Below are 22,147 nucleotides of genomic sequence, written 5' to 3'. Positions count from 1 at the left end.
ATGCAATTCAAACCGTACGCCAAGAGCCTGGCAGTCGCCCTGTCCTTTGCCTTCGTGGCCGGCTGTGCCAGCAGCGGCGGTACCCAGGATGGGGCCCTGGATGGCACCGCGGGCAGCGGTACCGGCACCTCAACCACGGGTCAGGGTATGGCATCCGGACAACAGTCCGGCACCGCCATGCAAGCTGGTCAGCAGGGGCGCATTCCCGACGTGCGTACCATCTATTTCGATTTCGACAGCGATCAGATTCGCAGCGAGTTCCAGCCGGTGCTGACTGCCCATGCCCGCTATCTGAGCAACAATGGCAATGCCAAGGTCGTACTGGAAGGCCATACCGACGAGCGCGGTACTCGGGAGTACAACGTGGCTCTGGGCGAACGGCGCGCCAAAGCCGTCGAGCGCTTCCTGACCGTGCAGGGCGTATCCCCTTCACAGTTCGAGATCGTCAGTTACGGCGAAGAGCGTCCGGCCGTTCGCGGTCATGGTGAAGATACCTACGCACAAAACCGTCGCGTGGTATTCTCATACTGAATACCCGCGTGACCAAGCTCCGATGGAGTGAAACATGAAACGCCGTCTGAAAGGACTGTGCGGCGCGGGAGCCTTGGTGCTCCCGCTGTCCGTATGGGCCGCCCCTGTAGTGGAAGATCTCACGGAACAGCCGCGGAGCTTCTACGACCAAACCGAAGTTCGTGAAGAGGCCGGTGGCAACCTGGTGCTCTTCAATCAGTTGCAGGAAAATCAACGGGAGATCCAGCAGCTTCGAGGCCAGCTCGAAGAACTGCGCTATCAACTCGAACAATTGCGCCGTCTCTCCCAGGAACGCTACCTCGACCTGGAAGAGCGCTTCATGGCAGGCGGCGCCCTCACCGACGAAGGCCAGGCTGGTACTCAGGTCGATGCCGATGTCGCTCGTGAGGTTGCCACGGCACCGAGTCGAGCCAGTGCGCTCAATGGCGATGCCCAGGCCGCCTATCAGCAGGCTTTCCAACATGTCCAGAACCGGGATTTCCCTGCGGCAATCGAAGCCTTCGAGGCCTTCGTCGGCAACTATCCCGACAATTCCCTGACCGCTAATGGATATTACTGGTTGGGCGAGCTCTATTCGGCGCAGTCCGACCTCGAGCCGGCAGCCCAGGCCTTCGAACGAGTGATCAACGACCACCCGCAAAGCAACAAGGTTCCCGATGCGCTCTACAAACTGGGACTGTTGCGAGCACGTCAGGGCCAGCCTGAAGCCAGTCGCGAACTGCTGACCCGGGTACGCAACGATTATCCCGAGAGCAGTGCCGCCGGCATGGCCAATGACTTCCTTAACCAGTCCGGGCTCTAGGATAAGGAGTATCGATGAGCTGCCAGATCGACTACCAAGCCCCGGCGGACCTTCTAGCCGGCCGTGTCATCTTGGTGACGGGGGCAGGGGACGGTATCGGACGTGCCGCCGCGCTGGCTTATGCCCGGCATGGGGCCACCGTGATCCTGTTGGGACGTACCATTGCCAAGCTGGAAAAGGTCTACGACGAGATCGAGGCCGCAGGTGGCCCGCAGCCTGCCATTTTTCCGTTGAACTTCGAAGGTGCCACCCTCAAGGATTACCAGGACATGGCCGAGACCCTGGACAAGGAGTTCGGGCGTCTCGACGGACTGTTGCATAATGCGGGATTGCTTGGCCGCCTCACCCCCTTCGAGCAGTACAATCCCGAGCTCTGGGAACAAGTGATGCAGGTCAACTTCAATGGACCGATCTGGATGACCCAGGCGTTGTTGCCTTTGCTCAAGGCTTCGCAGGACGCTTCGGTGATCTTCACCTCCTCGAGCGTCGGTCGCAAGGGGCGTGCCTACTGGGGGGCCTACGCGGTCTCCAAGTTCGCCACCGAAGGTTTCGTGGAAGTGTTGGCCGAGGAAGTCGAGCACTTGGGCTCGCTGCGCGTCAACAGCCTCAACCCAGGCGCGACCCGCACCCAGATGCGCAAGACCGCCTATCCTGCCGAAAATCCCGATACATTGCGTACCCCGAACGAGATCATACCCACCTACCTGTGGCTGATGGGGCCCGAGAGCCGCGGTCACAACGGTGAACGGTTCGACGCCCAGCCGCCCCGTACCTGATGCTGCACACGCCTCCCGCAGGGGGCGTGTGTTGTCAGGAGTGTTGCAACGCTCGCACCAATGCCTGCGGAGACTCGAACCAGCGATCCGCCAGCCAGGTCTGGATATCGTCACTCTCGTCCAGGTAACCGTAACCTACCGCGATAGCGATCATGCCGGCGGCTCGGGCAGCCTGCATGTCACGACGGTGATCGCCGATATACCAGCAGTCGCTGGCTTTCACGCCCAACTGGCGTGCTGCTTCCCACAAGGGTTCCGGAGATGGCTTCTTCACCGACAGGTCATCGGCACACAACAGCGTGTCGGGGCTCAGGTCCAGTGCCTCGAGCAAAGGCACAGCATAGGCTCTCGGCTTGTTGGTGACGATGCCCCAGCTGCGCGGAGGGCGGGACCAGGCACCGATCAGGGACTCGAGGCCGGGAAACACGCGACTTTCGGCAGCGATGTCCCGCCCGTAAGACTCGAGCAGGAAGGCGCGCGCCGCGGCATGCCCCTCGGTTCCATGTTCCAGTCCCAAGGCCAACGTCACCAGGGCACTGCCGCCATTGGAGACCTGGGCGCGAATCACGGGGTAGGGTAGCGCCGCGAGGCCGTGGTGTGCACGCAGCGCATTGGTGGCCCGTGCCAGGTCCGGCGCCGTATCCACCAAGGTGCCGTCGAGGTCGAAGAGCAGGACGCGCGGCAAGGGGAGGGCGTCGCTCATCACGGCATCTCCAGCCGGCAGTGCATCAGATAGTTGACCGAGACGTCCCGCGCATCGAGCCGATAGCGACGGGTCAGCGGGTTATAGACCAATCCGCTTTGTTCGCAGACTTTCAGCCCCGTGGCTCGACACCAGCTCGACAACTCCGAAGGGCGGATGAACTTGCGGTAGTCGTGAGTGCCCCTGGGCAACAGCCGCAACACGTACTCGGCGCCGAGAATCGCGAAGGCGTAGGCCTTGGGATTGCGGTTGACTGTCGAGAAGAACACTTGTCCACCGGGTTTGACCAACGTCGCGCAAGCGCGGACCACCGCCTGCGGATCAGGGACATGTTCGAGCATTTCCATACAGGTGACGACATCGTATTCGCCAGGATGCGCAGCGGCCATTTCCTCGGCGCTTGCCTGGCGATAGTCGACCTCGACACCGCTTTCCTGGCGATGTAGCCGCGCGACCGCTAGCGGTGCTTCCCCCATGTCGATACCCGTGACCCTGGCGCCACGGTGCGCCATGGCTTCGCTCAGGATTCCGCCGCCACACCCGACATCGATGACCGTCTTACCCGCCAGGCCACCACGTGCCTCGATGAAGTCGAGGCGCAGAGGGTTGATGTCATGCAGGGGCTTGAATTCGCCTTCCTTGTCCCACCAACGGCTGGCCAGGGCCTCGAACTTGGCGATCTCGGCATGGTCGACGTTCTGGCGATACTCGGAGTCCCGTGCGCTTTCCATTCATTTTTCTCCCTGCGACGAGGTGACGGTCATGGCGTCCCGATATCGGTGGGTGTCGGCGAGCACGGCCTCGATATCGAGCGTCTCGAACTCGCCATCGGCAAGGATCGGCTGGCCACCGATCCACACATGGCTGACCTGTTGGCTCTGCATGGCGTAGACCACGGCCGAGGCCGGATGGTGCACGGGTGCGGTATTCAGGCGCTCCAGGTCCAGGGCGATCACGTCAGCCTCGTAATCATGCTGCAGCCGGCCAAGTCGCTCTCCCAGCCCAAGTGCCTTGGCGCCTTCGCGCGTGGCCATGGCCAGGGCCGCCATGGCGGGCAACGCCGCCGCATTGCCACTCACCCCCTTGGCCAAGAGCGCGGCGCTCTTGAGTTCGTCGAACATGTCGAGATCGTTGTTGCTGGCCGCGCCATCGGTACCCAAGGCCACGGTGATCCCGGCATCGAGCAGGCGGGCCACCGGACAGAAGCCGCTGGCGAGTTTCAGGTTCGATTGCGGGCAATGCACGATGCGGGTATCGGTTTCGCGCAGGATCGCCAGGTCATGGTCGTCGACCTGGGTCATGTGCACGGCTTGAAAATGCGGCCCAAGCAAGCCGGCTTCGAATAGCCGTGCCAACGGCCGTTTCCCGTCTTTCGTCAGTGCTTGTTCGACCTCATGCGCGGTTTCGTGGACATGCATCTGGATCGGCAGACCAAGGCGTCGATGCGCGTCGCCTAGACGCTCGAGGCTCTCGTCACCGACCGTATAGGGAGCATGGGGACCCAGCGCCAGGAAAATGCGGGGATGATCACGATAATGCCCGAGCAAGGCTTCGGTCTTGGCCAAGCCAGTGGCGAAATCGGGCGCCCAGGGAGTGGGGAAGTCGATCAGCGGCGTACAGAGCTGGACACGCATGCCCGTTCGTTCCGTGACCTCGGCCACGGCTTCAGGGGCCAGGTACATGTCGGCAAAGGTCGTGGTACCGCTACGCAGCATCTCGGCGCATGCCAGGTAGGTTCCTGCTGCGACGAAATCGTGATCCACATGGGCGGCCTCGGCCGGCCAGATATGCTCGTTGAGCCAAGTCATCAACGGCAGGTCGTCGGCAAAGCCACGCATCAGGGTCATGCCGGCATGGTTGTGGGCATTGATGAGTCCTGGCATCAGCGCATGGCGATCCAGGCGCACGACCCGCCGTGGTTGGACATGGCGGCGCGCTTCCGTCTGCGGCCAAGGGCCCAGCAGACGCCCGTCATGCATGGCGATGGCGTGGTCTTCAAGCGTCGGCAGGCCATCGCTCATCGGCAGTATCCAGCGGGCCTCGATCAACAGGTCGACATCACGCGGTGCGGTGGATGGCATCGCAGGTCTCCTTCGGTATGATGAACGCTATTCTACCCGCTCTAGTCGCCGCTTTCCCATTGCAATCGGGAAGGGCCTTTCAGGAGAGATCATGTCCGCATCTACCATAATGCCGATCCGCTGGTGTGACGACGGCCATCTCGAGCTACTCGATCAGCGGACACTGCCCGACCGCCACCTGGTCCGCACAGTGACCAGTGCCGAGGAAGCGGCCGCGGCAATCCGTGAGATGGTGGTGCGCGGTGCACCGGCAATCGGCATTACCGCCGCCTACGGAGTGGTATTGGCCGCACTCGAGCAAGACGATAGCGGTTGGCCGGATCGGCTGGAGGCCGCCATGGCGACCTTGGCGGCCTCGCGTCCCACTGCCGTCAATCTGTTCTGGGCCCTGGCCCGCATGCGCGAGGTCATGGCGCTGCAACGGCATGCCGAAGTGGCGCCCGTGGCGAAACTGCTCGAAGCGGCTCGTGCCATTCACCGGAAAGATCTCGACGACAACCTCGCTATGGGCGAATTAGGTGCCGACTTGATCGCCCGCAGTGAACCCTGCGCGGTAATGACACACTGCAATACGGGAGCTCTCGCCACCGGCGGGCACGGCACGGCGCTGGGCGTGATACGCAGTGCCTGGAACAGGAGGTTGATCACCCGTGTGCATGCCAACGAGACGCGCCCTTGGCTGCAAGGCGCTCGCTTGACGGCATGGGAACTCGACCAGGAGGGCATTCCCGTGACGCTGGCGGTCGATTCCGCCGCTTCGCTGCTGATGGCCCAAGGCAGGATCGGCTGGTTGATCGTCGGCGCCGACCGAATCGCCGCCAACGGCGATGTGGCCAACAAGATCGGTACACTTGCGCTGGCTGTGCAAGCGCGCCACTTTGGAGTCAAGGTGATGGTGGTGGCCCCGTCGAGCACCTTCGACCTCGAAGTCGCTAGCGGCGTTGAGATTCCCATCGAATGCCGCGACGCCAGCGAACTCACGCATCAGGGCGAACGCATCGTCGCCCCGCAAGGAATCGATATCTACAATCCAGTGTTCGATGTCACTCCGGCGTCGCTGATCGATGCCATCGTCTGCGAGCGCGGGGTCATCGAGCATCCCGATCGCACCGCTATCGCGCGGGTGATCGAGACATGCAGGTGAACCGGGTATGGCATAATTCTCCATGAACCCATGAATTCAGGAAGGACCCGCAATGATCCGCAAGGCCGTACTTCCCGTCGCCGGTTTCGGCACACGCTGCCTACCGGCTTCCAAAGCGATTCCCAAGGAAATGATCACCATCGTCGACAAGCCGGTGATCCAATATGTGGTGGAAGAGGCCGTGGCCGCCGGCATCAAGGAAATCGTGCTGGTCACTCACTCCAGCAAGGGTGCCATCGAGAACCACTTCGACAAGCACTTCGAACTGGAGAGCACGCTCGAGGCCAAGGGCAAGCACGAATTGCTCGAAGAGCTGCGCAACATCATTCCCGATGACGTCAAGATCATCAGCGTACGGCAACCCGAACCTCTGGGACTTGGTCACGCCATACTCTGCGCACGACCCATCGTCGGTGACGATGAACCCTTCGCCGTACTTCTGCCCGACGTACTAGTCGACGGACAAGGGCTTGCCCGCAATGACCTGGCCGGTATGGTGGATGCCTTCAACGCCACTGGCCAGGCCCAGATCATGGTCGAGAACGTGCCGCGCGACATGGTCTACAAGTACGGAATCGTGGCACTCGAGACTCCCGACCTAGCCCCAGGACAATCGGCCGCGATCTCCAGCGTGGTGGAGAAGCCCACCGTCGAAGCGGCCCCTTCGACGCTTGCCGTAATCGGCCGCTATCTGCTTCCGGGGTCGATCTTCCCTCTGCTGGCCAAGACGCCACCTGGTGCAGGCAACGAGATTCAGCTTACCGATGCCATCGATGCGCTACGCGGCCAAGAAGGAGTGGCCGCCTATCGCATGCAGGGCGCCACTTACGACTGTGGCCATCAGCTTGGCTACCTTGAAGCGATTCTGGCGTTCGCCAAGCGTCATCCCAAGCATGGCCAGGGCTTCCAGAAACTGCTGGCCCGCTACGCCGACCAGGAGTGACTCGCAATGCGTATCATCGTACACGGCAGCGAGCTGGCCTCGGCCACGGCAGCGGCTGCCTTGTCCAGCGTCGGTCACCAGGTCGGCTGGCTTCCTCATCCCGATCAGCCTTGGGACAACCTGAGAGAAGCGGAGTGGCTGGCCCGGGAACCCGAACTGCTTTCCCACCTGCAGGCCGCCTGCCAGGGTGGCACGCTGCGCATACTCAGCGACTGGCCTGGTGATGCAGTGGGTCTCGAGGAGGTCGACATCCTGTGGCTGGCCCTGGCACCGGGTCAGCCACAGGAGGCTGAAGCACTGGTGGTGAAGCTTGCCAGTCACCAGGCCACCCCACTGGTAGTGGTCAACAACTCCACGTTCCCGGTGGGGACCACCGAACAGCTCGAGTCACGGCTGGGACACGTCGGCCAGGTGGCCGTCGCGCTGCCCGACATGCTCGAGGAGGGACGTGCGTGGCAGGTATTCACCCGGCCCACGCGCCGACTGCTGGGTTGCGAAGATGACGAGGCCGCCATTCAGATGCGCGAGTTGCTGCGTGCATTCAATCGTCGTAGCGATAACTTCCAGTTCATGCCGCGTCGTGCCGCGGAACTGACCAAGCTGGCCATCAACGGCATGCTGGCAACCCGCATCAGCTACATGAACGAGATCGCCGGTCTCGCTGACTCGTTGGCCGTGGATGTCGAGCATGTGCGCCAAGGCATGGGGGCGGATACCCGTATCGGCTACGAATATCTATACCCCGGCTGTGGCTTTGGTGGACCGAACTTCTCGCGTGACCTGATGCGTCTGGCCGATGTGCAGTCCGCCAGTGGACGAGCGTCAGCTCTGCTCGACCGGGTGCTGGACATCAACGAGCACAAGAAGGAAACCCTGTTCCGCAAGCTCTGGGCCCATTTCCATGGGCAACTGGAGGACCGCACAGTGGCGATCTGGGGGGTGGCTTTCAAGCCAGGAACGGCCCGCATCGATCACGCACCGGTACTGACATTACTCGAGGCGTTATGGGCTCAGGGCGTGCATGTGCGCCTGCACGACCCGGCGGCCTTGGCCTCGCTGGAAGCGTACGTCGGTTCCCATCCACTGATGACTTTGTGCCCCGATGACCCATATCAGGCCTGCGAGGGGGCAGACGCCCTGATGCTGGTCACCGAGTGGAAATGTTACTGGAACCCGGACTGGAGACGGCTGGCGGAAATGCTTGTCGAGCGCCTGGTACTCGACGGGCGCAATATCTTCGATCCTCGCTATGTGGCGGCACGTGGCCTGACCTATCGTGGTATTGGAAGACGCGCCGATCCCTGACGGGAAAAGCCGTGCTCACCTCCAAGAAAAGGCCCCGCCATGGCGGGGCCTTTCTCAGTCATTCAAACACACCGACGACTGGATTAGCTGAAGTTCTGGGCGACGAAGTCCCAGTTGATCAGATTCCAGACATTCTCCAAATACTTGGGACGCGCATTGCGGTAATCGATGTAGTAGGCATGCTCCCAGACATCGATGGTCAGCAACGGGGTCTGGCCATGGGCGATCGGAGTGTCGGCATTGCTGGTGTTGACGATGTCAACGCCACCGTCATCGGTCTTGATCAGCCAGGTCCAGCCGGAGCCGAAGTTACCCACCGCCTGGGCATTGAAGGTTTCCTTGAACTTGTCGAAGGAGCCGAACTTGGCATTGATGGCATCGGCCAGGGCACCACTAGGCTCGCCACCGCCATTGGGTGACAGGCAATGCCAGTAGAATGTGTGGTTCCACACCTGTGCTGCCTGATTGAAGAGACCGCCGGAAGAAGACTTGATGATCTCCTCGAGAGACTTGTCGGCATTGGGAGTGCCGTCAACCAATTCGTTGAGCTTGGTCACGTAGGCTTGATGATGTTTGCCGTAGTGATAGTCGAGCGTCTCGGCAGAGATATGCGGCTCCAGCGCGTTCTTCTCGTAAGGCAGGGCGGGAAGTTCAAATGCCATGGATTACTCCTTTTTCCTTTTAGTCACCAATGAAAACAGCGCTTGATGTTATGGGGATTCCTGCCACGGTCGTCAAGGGTCGGAAAGAGATGAAACGACTTGGCCCGCTATCCGTCCGGGCTAAAAAAACCTTACAATACCAAGCATCTGCGAAGGTGGTGTCGCGACATCATAGCACCCTGGGGTATGCTCGCCAATTCCGACAGCGTCACTCGGACATGTAACGGCGCCCCAAGATGGCAAGCGTTGCCGCCTTGTTCGTGTTTGGTTAAGGAGTTTCTCTATGGCCGAGCGCCCGGAGGAAGAGCGTCTCACGCCCCCTATCGTCCCGGATGCTGATGCCAGCATAACGGCCCATCGTTTGCGTCATCCTCCTCCTCCCCGGTTATGGCCTCTATGGTGCCTGATCTTATTGCTGGGCATGGCGCTTGGCGGTCTGGCCTATCTCGCCTGGCTGGAACGTGAAAACATGCTAGGGGAAATTCGTCGCCTGGAAGGGCAACTCTCCAATGTCCATGCTCGTTTCGATGTGCTCGACGACGAACGCATCGGCGGTGTCGACTCCCTGGAAGAACGGTTTGACTCATTGGCCGACGATCAGCGTTCCCTGCGCGAACGAGTGGAAGAGCAGGAGCGCCTGCTCGACTCGGTTCGTCAGGCAAGTATCGACGACAGTGAACTGGCATCCCTTCAGCAACGCCTGGAGGCACTCGGCGATGATCTCGAGACTCAGGGCGCCGTGGTAGATGCCATCCGCGATTCGCTGGACGCCCTGGAACGTGCCGGTGAGGATGGCCGGGCAGTACTGGCGACCCGACTATCCGGCTTCGAGGCAGCACAGCGACGTCATGGCGAACGACTCGGTGACATGAACGAGGCGCTGAGTATGCTGCGCGAGACCCAGGATGGGTTGCGCGAGACTCAAGGGGCATTACGCGAGGGGCAGCGTGAACTCGAAGAACAGGTGGCCGCTTTGCCGGTGATGGACCCGCAACGACTGCAGGAACTGGAACGGGACCTGGCCACGTTGGCCGGTTCAGTTGAGACACTGCAAGAACAGCGCAATACTGACCGCGAGGCATTGGAAGCCATGCGCGGGCGCTTGACCAGCAATCAGGCGGAGTTGACCGAGCTGCGGCAAAACCAGGTTGCCCTGAGTGCAAGTCTGGAAGCCCTGCAAAGTCGATAAGGTCACGAGGTAACATGGGACATCGCATTCTTGCGCCACTGGGCGTGGCGGCGTTTTGCCTGTGCTTGACGCCACCGACACTGGCCCTGGAGGCGCAAGTCGAGGGACTGGAAGGCGCTCCGGCTGACAATATCGTTAATTTTCTCGAAGGTTTGGATGCAAACCTATTCAGCCGCAGCCATCTGGAAGGAGAAGTGCGCCGCCGTACCCGTGAGGCATTGCGAGTCTACGGGTACTACGAACCCGATATCGTCGTGGAGTTCATCGGCGAGGAGGGCGAAGAGGTCAATCTGGTCATCGACCCGGGTCCACGGGTTACGATCACCGTAATGGATATCGGCGTCCGCGGCGACGCCGCGGACGACAATGCCTTTCGCGATGCGATTGCCGCTTTTCCTCTTGCCGAAGGCGATCCCTTGGAGCACGCTCCCTACGACAGGCTGCGCAACCAGCTCTCCCGTCTTGCCCTCGAGCGTGGCTACTTCGACTCCACCTTCCTCGAGCGACGCATGGAAGTGCGTCCTTGGGAGCAAAGCGCCCGTCTCTATCTGTTGCTCGACAGCGGTCCCCGTTATCGTTTCGGCGAGATCCGCTACAGCGGCAGTCAGATCGATGAAGCGCGCTTGCGGCAGATGCTGCCTTTTACGCCTGGCGATCCCTATCTGGCAGAACAACTCGCCGAATATAACCAGCGGCTGGGCCAGAGCAACTGGTTCTCGTCGATTTCGGTTCGCCCCCGCATACGCGAGGAAGCACGGCTGGCACTGCCGCCGACCGACGTTCACTGGTGGGATCAGGTGGAATACCGGAACGGCGGTCGCTCCATCGAACCACGACCGGATCGACCCCGCATCGAAGCCTCGGCATTGACCAGCGCCGTGGTGTTGCAGGAAACGAGACGTCTGGACGTCCCGCTTGATATCGACCTGGTTCCGGCCGATCGACACCAGTTCGAGGTCGGCGCTGGCTTCGCCACCGACGTTGGTCCCAGATTACGGTTTTCCTGGCACCAGCCCTGGTTGAACAGCGCCGGCCACAGCTTGAACCATGATCTGTTCCTGGCTGCTCCCGACCAACGCCTGACCGGCGAGTACATCATACCGCTCGAGGATCCGTTGCGAGACAGCTATCGTCTGAACTATGGCTTCCGGCAGCGCGATATAGAAGACACGAAAAGCTTGGAAGCCTCTGTGGAACTGGCACGCCGCTGGCAATTCGACAATGGCTGGGTGCAGAGTCTCTACCTGCGCTCCACCTTCGAAGACTTCACCCAGGCAGACGAGTCGGATCAAGTCCTTTTGTTGTACCCCGGTATCAGTTGGTCGCGAACACGTACCCGCAATCCGCGCTTCCCCACTTGGGGCGATCGTCAACGGCTAGCATTCGAATACTCCAGTCGCCTGTGGGGCTCGGATGCCGAATTCCTGCGTTCCACGCTCGACTCCCAGTGGATCCGGATGCTGGGCGACGACATCCGCTTCGTCGGGCGTATGGGGTTGGGAGCCATCAGCACCAGCGACTTCGACAACATCCCGCCGTCGCTACGCTTCTTCGCCGGCGGCGACCGTAGCGTGAGGGGCTACTCCTTCGAGAGTCTGGCACCACAAGACGAGGAAGGAAACTTGCTAGGTGGTCAACAACTGTTCACCACCAGCCTGGAAGTGCAACGACGGGTAACCGGCAACTGGTGGGGAGCGGCGTTCGTCGATACCGGCGATGCCTTCGATGACTGGTTGCCCAGTGATCTCAATACTGGCGCCGGTCTCGGCGTGCGCTGGATCTCGCCGGTAGGCCCGATCCGTTTCGATATCGCACATCCCTTTGACGACGAGGATGCATTCCGTATTCACTTTGCGATCGGGCCTGAGTTTTGAAAATCATCGTTGTGATCTGGGCACTATTGCGCACGCTGATCTGGCTGCCGCTGTGGCTGCTGGGTTTGGTGATCCTTGCTCTCGGCCTGGCACTGTCTCCCTGGGGAACGGGGATATTGCTGGAAGAAGGCCAGGCACGCGGTTGGTATGAAGTCGAAAGTGTCGAGGGGGCACCCTTGGATCGCCTCGAGCTCAGAGGGTTTCGGATCGACGTAGGTCCCACCAGCATTGCGCTGGATCGATTTGTCCTCGATTGGGCGGAAGACTGTGTCTTGAGAGGCCGATTATGCATCGACGAGTTGGCAGTGGCAGGCGCCCGCATCCGTCTGGCGGAAGACGAAAGGGCGCTCGAAGACGAACAGATATCGGACAGCACCTTGCAACCGGCCTCTATCGAGCTACCATTCCCCTTCGAGATTCGGGCTCTGTCGCTGACCGATGTCGATCTTCGACTGGCGGATGGCACTCGGTTGTCGTGGGAGCAGTTCAGAAGCGGCGCCGAAGTGGAGGGGAGCACCCTGAACCTGACGCCGACCCTCTGGCGCGGAGGACGCCTCAGTTTGCCATTGACGCCAGGTACCTCCCTGGCACTGACAGAGGCGGATCTTGACGGGAACGAAAGCGCTTCGTCAACGCGACGGCTGACAGCCGAAGCGATCGACGCGGCTATTGCGGTGCGTTCGCCATTACCTGGGCCTGTCGAAGTTGTGCCGCTTGCCCAGCGGGAACGCCTTTCCCTGCCGGAAATTCATCTGCCATTGGCCATTGAGGTGCCAAGTCTGGTGGTCGAGGATTTCCGCGTTGCCGGCCCCTTCGAGTATGGCATCGAACGTCTGGCCTTGACTCTCGATGCCCGAGACCAGAACGTTCGCATCGAGCCACTTAACGTGACCAGCGTCGATGCTGATGCCGAGCTGACGGCGCGCATCGAGCTGCGTGATGACTACCCTCTCGAGGCACGCTTGACCGGCACGCTCATGCTGCCCGAGATCATGCCCGAACTAGCTGGCGAACGCCTGGCGCTGCAGGCCAATGGCAGCCTGTCCGAGCTGGTCCTGGGATTGGACGCCGAGGGACCGGTCACCTTGGCACTCAAGGGGCATCTCGACGCCCTGGACCCGACCTTGCCGTTCACCGCCACGCTCCGGGCCGACGAACTGACGTGGCCTTTAGCCGACACCATTGACGAGACAGTGGACGACACCTCGGTGGAGGCCGACTCTGCATACCACCTCCGCGAATTGGTAGCTCGTCTGGAGGGTAGCCTGCTCGACTACCAGGCGGCCCTTTCGGTGCGGGCCTCCGGCCCCGAAGTTCCTGAAACGCGACTGGCCTTGACCGGAAGCGGCGATTGGGAGCATTTCGCCTGGGCACCGATTTCGCTGGCTCTGGAGCAAGGCTCGTTGATCAGTCACGGCGATATCCGTTGGGGCGGAGGCCTGGCAGTCAGAGCCGGGGTGCGCATGACCGATCTCGACCCAGGCCTGTTCACCGACGCGGTGTCGGGGCGCCTGAGCGGCAGTGCCGAGCTAAGCTTCAGGCAGGACCTTGAGGGCTGGCGTCTCGCGGTGCCGGAGCTAGCGGTCCACGGCCAACTCCAGGACCTGCCGATGGCACTCGATGCCCAACTGACGGGCAACAGCGACATGCAATGGCAGGTAGAACGACTCGATTTTCGTCAAGGTGACAATCGCTTGCGCGCCCAAGGGCGGGTCGGCGAACGGCTGGCGTTGAGTGGTGATCTCGAGGCACCCGCACTGGAAGCTCTCTCTCCACAACTTGCCGGGATGCTACGCGGAGAATTCAACGTGGCCGGCACCCTCGAGGCGCCACAGGTCGAACTCGACCTGCAAGGTGAGGAGCTGCGCCTTGCCGACACTCGGTTGGAACGTCTGGATCTTGTGGCCAGGGTGAGCGGATTGAATGACCCGAATCTTGACGTTCGCTTGCAAGCCGAGCGGCTCAATGCTGGAGGGCAGCGTTTCCGAACCGTGTCCCTGGCACTTGATGGACGGCTGTCAGAGCATCGGCTGACCCTCGATGCCCAGGCGGACCAAGCCATGCCGCTATCGCGCATCGCCATGGTGATCGAAGGCGGCATGAATACCGAGCGTAGCCGTTATCGGGGGCAGTTGGCGACTTTGGAAGTGGATAGCGAGCATGGCGACCTCCGGCTCATCTCACCGATGGCTTTCGCTGCCAATCTCGACACGGGAAGTGTCACGCTACAGCCTTTCTGCCTACGCCGGTTACAGGGTGGCGAATTGTGTGCCAACGATCCTATCGAGGCGTCCGCCACGCGTGGCCGGGCAATGCTGGCCCTGCGCGAGTTGCCGATGGACCTGCTCGATGAAACGGTTCCCGAGGATTGGGAGCTCGATGGCGACACCCATGCCGACATCATCGTCGAATGGCGGCAAGGTGGTGTTCAATGGTCACTGGATGCACGGTTCGACAGCGAATTGGCCCTGAGCGGACTGGATGCCTATGGTCAGCCTTGGGCGCTACCCGAATCCCGCATCTCGTTGACTGTCGAGGCGACTCAGGCCCGCGCCGACGCCAATCTCGAGATCCTCCTGTCCGAGGCCGGTCGGGTGCGTCTCGAGATCACCGTCGACGAGCCGATGGCGCAAGGCGACCTCAGCGGTCGGTTGATCGTCGACGACATCCGGCTATCGCCTTATCGCACGTTGGTTGCCGGCATGGAGCGGATGCGCGGTGGCGTGTCGGGAGATGTGGCGATCGGTGGCGACCTGCAAGCCCCTATGCTGGATGGTGAAGTCCGGCTCTCGGGGTTGCAGGTTCAGGGTGGGGTAGTTCCCATGGTGGTCCGCGACGGTGAACTGAGCATGCGCTTGAACGGCGATCGCGGCACCATCGATGGTTTCATCGCCGCCGAGCAAGGGCGTCTTATGATCGATGGCGATGCCGCCTGGCCCACTACCGATGCCTGGGAGATATCGATGAGCGTCGATGGCCGTGATGATCCCTTGCTCGCCGTGTTGCCTGAATTCGGGCGTTTGCGTCTCGCCCCCGACCTGCGGATCGACATCGATCCCAGCCTGTTGCGGGTACGTGGACGCGTCGCAGTGCCTTGGGCACGTCTGGTGGTTGGTCGAGTGCCAGCTTCAGCGATCACTCCCAGCAGTGACGAGGTCATCATCACCCGCCGTGACGAAATGCGCGCCCGGCGTGAGGCGGAACGCGCTGCCGTGCAGGCCGAGGAGGGCATCGACGAAACGACCGCGAAAGCCCTGGCCAGGACGGGTATGGCCATCGACGTGCAAATCGACCTGATCCTGGGTCCCGACATGCAGCTCGAGGCCTATGGCCTGGAAGCGGGACTGCGTGGCAGCCTCGAGGTACGCCAAGGGATCGGTCCTGTGCAGCTTTTCGGTTACGTCAACCTGATCGATGGTCGCTTCCGCGCTTTCGGCCAGGACCTGCTGATACGCCAGGGGCAGTTGTTCTTCAGTGGACCGGCGGGGCAGCCGCTGTTGCAGTTCGAGGCAATTCGCAACCCCAATGTCACCGCAGACGATGTGGTCGCCGGGCTACGAGTCAGCGGGCCAGCCGAGGCCCCCAACCTCCAAGTCTTCTCGGAACCTGCCATGGACGAGGCGCGGGCGCTCTCGTACCTGCTGCGTGGCAGGGCTCCCGAGGAAGGCGATGCAGACGGTGCATTGACCTCGGCATTGATTGGCCTGTCGTTGTCACGTACCGGCAGTATCGTGGGCCAACTTGGCGAGGCCTTCGGCATCCAGGATCTGACGCTTGAATCCGCGGGCACTGGCGACGAGAGCCAGGTCGTGGTCAGTGGGTATCTGTTCGAGGATTTACGAGTCAGTTATGGTGTAGGCATCTTCTCGCCAATCGCCGAATTGACGCTGCGCTATACGCTGTGGCGCAACCTCTATCTACAAGTCGTTTCCGGCGCGGCCCAAGCGGTCGACCTGGTATACAGTTTCAGCCTGGGCCGCGCACAGTAACGCCCCTGCCTCGTCGCAAGGGGCACCGAACGAGGTCAAGATCATGTGGACATCCACCCAGCCGCGCCTGATCAGTTCAGAGCAAGCGCTACCCGGACGCGATACGCCGCTTGCGATCAGCGGCGTGCACCATGTGACGGGGCGCTCGATGTTGCCACCCTTTCCCGAAGGACACGAAGAGGTGATCGTGGGCCTGGGGTGCTTCTGGGGTGCCGAACGGCTGTTCTGGGAATTACCCGGCATCTACGTCACCGCAGTGGGCTATGCCGGAGGCTTCACCCCCAACCCCACCTATGAGGAAACCTGCACCGGCCTGACCGGTCATGCCGAGGTGGTGCGGGTGGTCTACGACCCCCATGTGATAGGGCTGCCGGAGCTGCTGCGAGTGTTCTGGGAGGCTCACGATCCGACGCAGGGCATGCGCCAGGGCAACGACATCGGGAGTCAGTACCGCTCGGCGATCTACACCACGACCGCTGATCAGCAGGTGCTCGCCGAACACAGCCGCCGCCAGTACCAGAAGGCTCTGGACGCCGCCGGCAAGGGCCGTATTACCACGGAGATCGCTCCGCTCGAATCGTTCTATGTGGCCGAGGAATATCACCAGCAGTACCTGGCCAAGAACCCAGGAGGTTACTGCGGACTGAAAGGCTCCGGTGTCAGTTGTCCGATCGGCTGATCGGTACGGCACGTAGCCAATCGCTGGAGGGCGAGAGAGTCGCCCAGTCCTTGAGCTGGCGGGCGACCCGTCGTACCAACCACGACCGCAGCCGCCCGCGGTGGAAGTTCATGAAGCCGACATGACCGCCCTGGCGGGAGATTTCCACCCGTACCGCGTCAGAAGGCGTCGGGAGACGGTCGAACAGGTCGCCAGACATGAAAGGGTCATCGGCGGCATGCAGGATCAGGGTCGGTAGCTCGATCTCACCGATCAGGCGTCCCGCCGAAGCCCGTTGGTAGTAATCGCTCGCCGAACAGAAGCCATGCAGCGGAGCGGTCACTTCGTTGTCATAGGCCCAGAAGCTGTCGAGTTCCTTCAACTGGTGGGGCGACAACGCGATCGGCAGAGGGCCCTTGGCCATTTTGGCTGCCACTTTGCGCTTCAGTGACTTGAGCAGGCGGCGCTGATAGAAGCGCGAAAACCCACTGTTCAGGGCGTCGGCGCTGGCAGCCAGGTCGAGAGGGGCGCTGATGGCGATGGCGCCAGCCAGATCAAGGCCGTCGCCACCCTGTTCGGCCACCAACTTGACCAGCATGTTGGCTCCCAGCGAGACACCCACCGCCACCTTGATGGCATGCGGATAACGCTGGGCCAGTTGTCCGATCAACCAGTAGGCATCGGCGGTATCGCCGCTGTGGTAAGCACGGGGCAGGCGGTTGGGGGCCTGCCCGCAACCGCGGAAGTGCATCAATACCGCGCGCCATCCATGTCTCGACGCCATTGCCAACAATGACCTGGCGTAAGGCGAATCGAACGATCCTTCCAAACCGTGAAAGAGCAGAAACAGTGGCGCATCGTTGCGCAGCGGTGCCGGACGCACCCATGCCAACTCGACGAAGTCACCGTCGGGCAGATTGAGGATTTCGGTGTCTCGCGCTAGCCGCGGCTTGGGCAACAGCCGTGGCAACAGGGTCTGGACATGGCGATTGCCGAGCCCACGAGGAGCGCGGAAATCCGCGGGAACGATGGTGCGTGACATGCCGGCCTCGCTGGAACCTTACCCTCTTAAGCTTATCGCGCCTGACCGACCACGCAAACGCTGGAGAGTCGTTCAGCTCTTTGGCGTCAGATTGTCATGGCCGTCCGGCGTGATCACTACATTGTCCTCGATTCGGATGCCTCCATGCGGCGCCAATGACTCGACCGTCTCCCAGACGATGTCTCGACCTGCCTCAGCGTCGCGCAACGGTGCCAGCAGCATGGGTATCACATAGCAACCTGGCTCGATGGTCAGCACCATGCCGGCTTCCAGCTCCCGGGTCAGACGCAACGCGGGATGATCGGCCGGCGCCGGCAGGGATGAACCATCCGCCAGGCGGCGACCTGCGACATCGTGGACCTGCAGACCCAGCAGGTGGCCCAGGCCATGCGGGCAGAAGGCACGAGTGATGCCTTGAGCAACGGCTGCATCGGCACTGCAGCGTACTATTCCATGACCAGCCAGTAGCTCTCCTAGTTCCCGATGCATTCGTTCATGCAAGGCCAGATAGGAGTGCCCGGGAGCGAGTGAATCGATCAGTCGCCGTTGCAAGCGGGTGACTCCCTCGATCAGTTGTTCGAAAAGCTCGCTCGCCTCTCTCCCGGCCCAGGTACGCGTGATATCAGCGCAATAGCCACGATAGCGATGGCCAGCGTCGACCAACAGACTGTAGTGCCATTGCACTGGGTGCAGATCGTAATGCTGGTAGTGCAGCACTCCTGCATGGCGGTTGACCCCGATGATGTTCTGATAGGGCACGGCAGACTCGCGTTGGCGGCTAGCCGCCAGATACGCAAGCTGGATGTCGAGCTCGGCCGCACCGGCATCGAATGCTTCGCGTGCCGCCAAGTGCCCTGCAAAGGCACGAGCATTGGCTTTGCGCAGACAAGCGACTTCATAAGGTGTCTTGCGCACACGCAACTCATCCAAGGCGACGGTCAACGCCTCGGGGTTGAGCTCGGCGCCCAGCTTGGCAGCGGTTTCTCCGTCCACATCGCCCAACACCGCGAATCTTCCTTTCGGTAACTGCGGAGGGCTGGTCTCGGTGGCCGGCTCGATGTCGAAACGATCCCGCCAAGGTTCATCAGGCAACTCGGGAGGCAGATGCCAGAAGTCGCTCGGAGCGTACCATCTCAGCAGGGGACGTTGCCCTGGGCGAATCAGCAGCCAGCAGTGTTCGCTGCCAGGTAGAGGAACCCAATGAAGAAAGTGTCCATAAGTGGAGAAACTCGCGGTCTGATCATCACCGAAATGCACTCGGGCATGACCGCTGTAAAGCAACACTCCCGTATAGCCATGGGCGTCGAGTGCCTGCTGGTAAGCATGCTCGAGGGAGGTCAAGTGTTGCAGGTGAAGGGTGGCAAGTGAAGAAGAAACAGTCATGACGGATCTCCGGGCGATGGGGAAACGCTGGCCAACGGTACCTCGAACTGAGCGAGCCGTTCCCACAGCGCTTCCAACCCACTGTGCTGACGGTTGCGGTGGCGGTACAGTCGGATCTCCAACGGCACGTTCCAGCGCACTTCCCCCGCGCGCACCAGGCGTCCGTCGTCCAGGGCCTTCTGGGCAACACGCTGCGGCAACCAGCCGACACCGTACCCCAACCCTATCAATTCTTTGACATTAGTGGTCTGGATACTTTCATTGACCACGTTGAAATGAGTGGCATCAGGCTGCCTGGCCAAGTGAGCGGTGATTGCCGCGTTCAACAAGCCGCGTGGGTGATAGGCCATCAAAGGAAGTGGCGAGCGGCGGCTACCGGGCAGCACGAAACGAGGTCGTCCCGAGTCATCGGCCACCGACACCGGCACCAACAGTTCCTTGCCGATGACCTGGTAATGGAAGGCACTGGTATCGAGTTCCAGCTCACAACGCTCCACCGGCCAATAACATAGAGCCAGATCGCACTCGCCGCGTTCCAACGCCTGAAAATAATCAGGCAACAGCCAGCTTGTCGCACGCAGGTAGGGAACGACGAGTTCCTGCAAGTCGTAAGTGGCCAGCCAATCCGGCAACAAATACGACAGCAGGCTCTGCGGTGCGGCCAGCAACACCCGTTGCGCCTGTTCTTCGACTAGCCGATGAAGGCGCTCACGGGTAAGCCGAACGCGTTCGGTGACCTGCTCGCAAAGTCGCAGGAACTCCTCCCCGGCCGGGGTCAGTGATAGAGGCAGAGTCTGGCGATTGACCAGTGTGGCCCCCATTTCCTCCTCCAGCAACTTGATGCGCCGCGAGAAGGTCGGCTGGGTGACATTCTGCTCGTCGGCCGCGCGAGAAAAGTGTCGTGTCCTGGCCAGGGCGATGAAGTCTTCCAGCCAGCGGATTTCCATACCCTCGCCCCCCTATAGACGACCTTCCTCGACCCCATGGCACGCGACCTTGGTGCCGTCCTCCCGGGCGATCAAGGATGGAACTTCGCGACGACAGCGTTCGTTGGCATGAGGGCATCGGGCATGGAAGACGCAGCCCGACGGCAGATTGACCGGCGTGGGCACCTCGCCGCTGAGACGGATATGTTGAGGGCGATCGTCCTCGAGGCGCGGAATCGCCGACATCAGCGCCTGGGTATAGGGGTGACGAGGTGAGGCGAACAAAGTGGCCGTCGGTGCCACTTCACACACCGTGCCCAGGTACATGACCGCGACCCGGGTCCCGAAATGTTCGACTACCGCCAGATCGTGGGTGATGAACAGATAAGTCAGGTCATGCCGTTGCTGAGCGTCCATCAGCAAGTTGAGCACCTGTGCCTGGATCGAAACGTCGAGTGCCGAGATCGGCTCATCGGCGACGATGAACTCCGGGTCGACCGCCAGCGCCCGGGCGATGGCGATTCGTTGACGCTGCCCGCCGGAGAACTCGTGGCCGAAGCGCTTGCCCCAGTCCGGGTCTATACCGACCGAGGTCATGACCTCGACCACCTTGTCGCGAACCCGTTCACGGCTCCAGTCGGGATGGTGCAGACGCAGTGGCTCTTCCAATGTCTGCTGGATAGTCATGCGCGGATTCAGCGACGCATAGGGATTCTGGAAGATCATCTGCATGCGCTTGCGATAGGGCAGCAATTGACGAGCACTGAGATGATCGATGCGCTGACCGTCATAGCGTATCTCGCCACTGCTCGGTGACAGAAGCCCCATGACGATACGCGCCACGGTGGACTTTCCGCAGCCCGATTCGCCCACCACGCAGAGCGCCTCTCCACGCCGGATATCCAGGCTCACTCCATTGATGGCATGGACATGTTCCTGGTGACGGACGAGGCGGCCGCCTTTGAAGCGTAGTTGCTCGAGAAAATCCCCCGACAGCGAGAAACGCTTGGTCAGCTCATGGATTTCCAGCAACGCCGAGGGCGACGTCGCTTGCCCACCGGATGTTGTGGCGGTAACGGCGGAAGCGGGGACATTGGCAACGTGCGTCATGACGTCTGCTCCTTGGCGAGGCGTTGTTCTTCCTCCAGCATCGCCGCCACCATGTGACAGGCGACCCGGCAATTACCGGAATTGACGAACTCCGGTACCACTTCCCGGCAGGCACGGCGGGGCTGGCCATTGGCGTCATTGGCGAAGCCGCAGCGTGGATGGAAGGCACAGCCGATGGGCAGGTTCGACAGCGAGGGCATGCTGCCCGGAATCTGGTTGAGACGCTCGCCTGGCGTCGCCATCTGCGGCAAGGCATTCATCAAACCCTGGGTATAGGGATGCTGCGGATCATTGATGATCTCGCGGGTCGGCCCTTGCTCGATCACCCGGCCGGCGTACATCACCAGCATGCGTTGAGTGACCTGGCTGACCACCCCCAGGTCGTGAGTGATCAGGATCAGGCCGACATTGTGCTTCTCGCACAGCTCAAGCAGTAGCGCCATGATTTCGGCCTGGATGGTCACATCGAGTGCCGTGGTGGGTTCATCGGCGATGATGATGTCCGGATCGAGCAGCAGGGCGATGGCAATGATGATGCGTTGGCGCATGCCACCTGACAGCTCGTGAGGATACTGATCCAGCCGAGTCTCGGGCGAAGGAATTTGCACTTGGCGGAGCTTGTGCAGTGCGATGGTGCGTGCCTCACGACGTGAAATGCGCCGATGCGCCCGTAGGCATTCGATCATCTGCTCTCCGATCGACAGCACCGGATTGAGTGTCATCATCGGGTCCTGGAAGATCATCGAGATACGGTTGCCACGTACTTTTCGCAGCGTGCGGTCGGACAATCCGGTCAATTCCTGGCCATCGAAGCGAATGCTGCCGCCGGCAATGAAACCCGGCCTGGCAATCAGGTTGAGCAATGTGAAAGCCGCTACCGATTTGCCGGCACCGGACTCACCGACGATCCCTAGACGCTCGCCGCGGTCGAGGGAGAAACTGACGTTGCGCAGGGCGCGCACCTCGCCTTGGCGCAGGGCAAAGCGCACGTCCAGGTCGGAAACTTCAAGCAGGGACATGGTGCACTCC

The 22,147-nt window shown here is 61.5% G+C and carries 19 protein-coding genes; 10 read left to right on the top strand and 9 right to left on the bottom strand.

Annotated features, from left to right (window positions below; all coding sequences use genetic code 11):
* Genes pal through IE093_RS01565 form a run of 3 tightly spaced genes read left to right on the top strand, consistent with a single transcriptional unit; the run spans window position 1 to window position 2,109 of the window.
* Window positions 1–531, top strand: coding sequence for a peptidoglycan-associated lipoprotein Pal (gene pal / locus IE093_RS01575; protein ID WP_189465381.1), 531 nt, complete (start codon window positions 1–3; stop codon window positions 529–531).
* A 34-nt stretch (window positions 532–565) separates the two neighbouring features.
* On the top strand, window positions 566–1,333 hold the full coding sequence (gene ybgF / locus IE093_RS01570) for a tol-pal system protein YbgF (protein WP_189465379.1): 768 nt from the start codon (window positions 566–568) through the stop codon (window positions 1,331–1,333).
* 14 nt (window positions 1,334–1,347) lie between these two features.
* The gene (locus tag IE093_RS01565; protein WP_189465376.1) at window positions 1,348–2,109 is read left to right on the top strand and encodes a YciK family oxidoreductase; all 762 of its coding nucleotides are present in this window, start codon (window positions 1,348–1,350) and stop codon (window positions 2,107–2,109) included.
* 34 nt (window positions 2,110–2,143) lie between these two features.
* Here the strand turns inward: IE093_RS01565 and IE093_RS01560 are convergent, their stop codons facing one another.
* From IE093_RS01560 to IE093_RS01550, 3 genes are read right to left on the bottom strand one after another with little or no spacing between them, the layout of a single operon-like run.
* Entirely contained in the window at window positions 2,144–2,812 is a 669-nt protein-coding gene (locus IE093_RS01560) for an HAD family hydrolase (RefSeq protein WP_189465373.1), read from the bottom strand.
* Window positions 2,812–3,543 carry a bifunctional 2-polyprenyl-6-hydroxyphenol methylase/3-demethylubiquinol 3-O-methyltransferase UbiG gene (gene ubiG, locus IE093_RS01555; protein ID WP_189465370.1) on the bottom strand — a complete coding sequence of 244 codons (732 nt, stop codon included), beginning with the start codon at window positions 3,541–3,543 and terminating at the stop codon, window positions 2,812–2,814. The genes IE093_RS01560 and ubiG overlap by 1 nt, the downstream gene beginning before the upstream one ends.
* The gene (locus tag IE093_RS01550; protein ID WP_189465367.1) at window positions 3,544–4,893 is read right to left on the bottom strand and encodes a TRZ/ATZ family hydrolase; all 1,350 of its coding nucleotides are present in this window, start codon (window positions 4,891–4,893) and stop codon (window positions 3,544–3,546) included.
* Between the two features lie 91 nt (window positions 4,894–4,984).
* Between IE093_RS01550 and mtnA the strand changes: the two genes are divergently transcribed.
* Genes mtnA through IE093_RS01535 form a run of 3 tightly spaced genes read left to right on the top strand, consistent with a single transcriptional unit; the run spans window position 4,985 to window position 8,285 of the window.
* Complete coding sequence (mtnA, locus tag IE093_RS01545) at window positions 4,985–6,037, top strand: S-methyl-5-thioribose-1-phosphate isomerase (RefSeq protein WP_189465365.1); 1,053 nt, start codon at window positions 4,985–4,987, stop codon at window positions 6,035–6,037.
* A 52-nt stretch (window positions 6,038–6,089) separates the two neighbouring features.
* Window positions 6,090–6,980 carry a UTP--glucose-1-phosphate uridylyltransferase GalU gene (gene galU / locus IE093_RS01540; protein WP_189465362.1) on the top strand — a complete coding sequence of 297 codons (891 nt, stop codon included), beginning with the start codon at window positions 6,090–6,092 and terminating at the stop codon, window positions 6,978–6,980.
* 6 nt (window positions 6,981–6,986) lie between these two features.
* Window positions 6,987–8,285 carry a nucleotide sugar dehydrogenase gene (locus IE093_RS01535; RefSeq protein WP_189465361.1) on the top strand — a complete coding sequence of 433 codons (1,299 nt, stop codon included), beginning with the start codon at window positions 6,987–6,989 and terminating at the stop codon, window positions 8,283–8,285.
* 83 nt (window positions 8,286–8,368) lie between these two features.
* Here the strand turns inward: IE093_RS01535 and IE093_RS01530 are convergent, their stop codons facing one another.
* Window positions 8,369–8,947, bottom strand: coding sequence for a superoxide dismutase (locus IE093_RS01530; RefSeq protein ID WP_189465358.1), 579 nt, complete (start codon window positions 8,945–8,947; stop codon window positions 8,369–8,371).
* A gap of 283 nt (window positions 8,948–9,230) precedes the next feature.
* On the opposite strand from IE093_RS01530, the gene IE093_RS01525 reads away from it, so the two are divergent.
* From IE093_RS01525 to msrA, 4 genes are read left to right on the top strand one after another with little or no spacing between them, the layout of a single operon-like run.
* A complete protein-coding gene (locus IE093_RS01525; RefSeq protein WP_189465356.1) occupies window positions 9,231–10,136 on the top strand; it encodes a coiled-coil domain-containing protein in 906 nt (301 codons plus the stop codon).
* A gap of 14 nt (window positions 10,137–10,150) precedes the next feature.
* Window positions 10,151–12,010 carry an autotransporter assembly complex protein TamA gene (gene tamA, locus IE093_RS01520; protein WP_189465353.1) on the top strand — a complete coding sequence of 620 codons (1,860 nt, stop codon included), beginning with the start codon at window positions 10,151–10,153 and terminating at the stop codon, window positions 12,008–12,010.
* The gene (tamB, locus tag IE093_RS01515; protein WP_229803150.1) at window positions 12,007–15,999 is read left to right on the top strand and encodes an autotransporter assembly complex protein TamB; all 3,993 of its coding nucleotides are present in this window, start codon (window positions 12,007–12,009) and stop codon (window positions 15,997–15,999) included. The genes tamA and tamB overlap by 4 nt, the downstream gene beginning before the upstream one ends.
* 43 nt (window positions 16,000–16,042) lie before the next feature.
* On the top strand, window positions 16,043–16,678 hold the full coding sequence (gene msrA, locus IE093_RS01510; RefSeq protein ID WP_189465349.1) for a peptide-methionine (S)-S-oxide reductase MsrA: 636 nt from the start codon (window positions 16,043–16,045) through the stop codon (window positions 16,676–16,678).
* Here the strand turns inward: msrA and IE093_RS01505 are convergent.
* The 5 genes from IE093_RS01505 to IE093_RS01485 form a co-directional block, all read right to left on the bottom strand.
* On the bottom strand, window positions 16,659–17,699 hold the full coding sequence (locus IE093_RS01505; protein ID WP_189465347.1) for a hydrolase: 1,041 nt from the start codon (window positions 17,697–17,699) through the stop codon (window positions 16,659–16,661). The genes msrA and IE093_RS01505 overlap by 20 nt on opposite strands.
* Window positions 17,700–17,771: 72 nt before the next feature.
* Window positions 17,772–19,082, bottom strand: coding sequence for a Xaa-Pro dipeptidase (gene pepQ, locus IE093_RS01500; RefSeq protein ID WP_189465345.1), 1,311 nt, complete (start codon window positions 19,080–19,082; stop codon window positions 17,772–17,774).
* The gene (locus tag IE093_RS01495) at window positions 19,079–20,029 is read right to left on the bottom strand and encodes a LysR family transcriptional regulator (protein WP_189465343.1); all 951 of its coding nucleotides are present in this window, start codon (window positions 20,027–20,029) and stop codon (window positions 19,079–19,081) included. The genes pepQ and IE093_RS01495 overlap by 4 nt, the downstream gene beginning before the upstream one ends.
* A gap of 12 nt (window positions 20,030–20,041) precedes the next feature.
* Window positions 20,042–21,118 carry an ABC transporter ATP-binding protein gene (locus tag IE093_RS01490; RefSeq protein ID WP_189465340.1) on the bottom strand — a complete coding sequence of 359 codons (1,077 nt, stop codon included), beginning with the start codon at window positions 21,116–21,118 and terminating at the stop codon, window positions 20,042–20,044.
* Entirely contained in the window at window positions 21,115–22,137 is a 1,023-nt protein-coding gene (locus IE093_RS01485) for an ABC transporter ATP-binding protein (protein ID WP_189465337.1), read from the bottom strand. Before IE093_RS01485 ends, IE093_RS01490 begins: the two co-directional genes overlap by 4 nt.
* Window positions 22,138–22,147 lie beyond the last annotated feature (10 nt).

It is taken from the genome of Litchfieldella qijiaojingensis (assembly GCF_014651875.1).
In the GTDB taxonomy this organism is placed as follows: Bacteria; Pseudomonadota; Gammaproteobacteria; order Pseudomonadales; family Halomonadaceae; genus Litchfieldella; species Litchfieldella qijiaojingensis.
The sequence above is the reverse complement of the archived record's forward strand: the minus strand, read 5'-3'. Positions and strand labels throughout refer to the sequence as shown.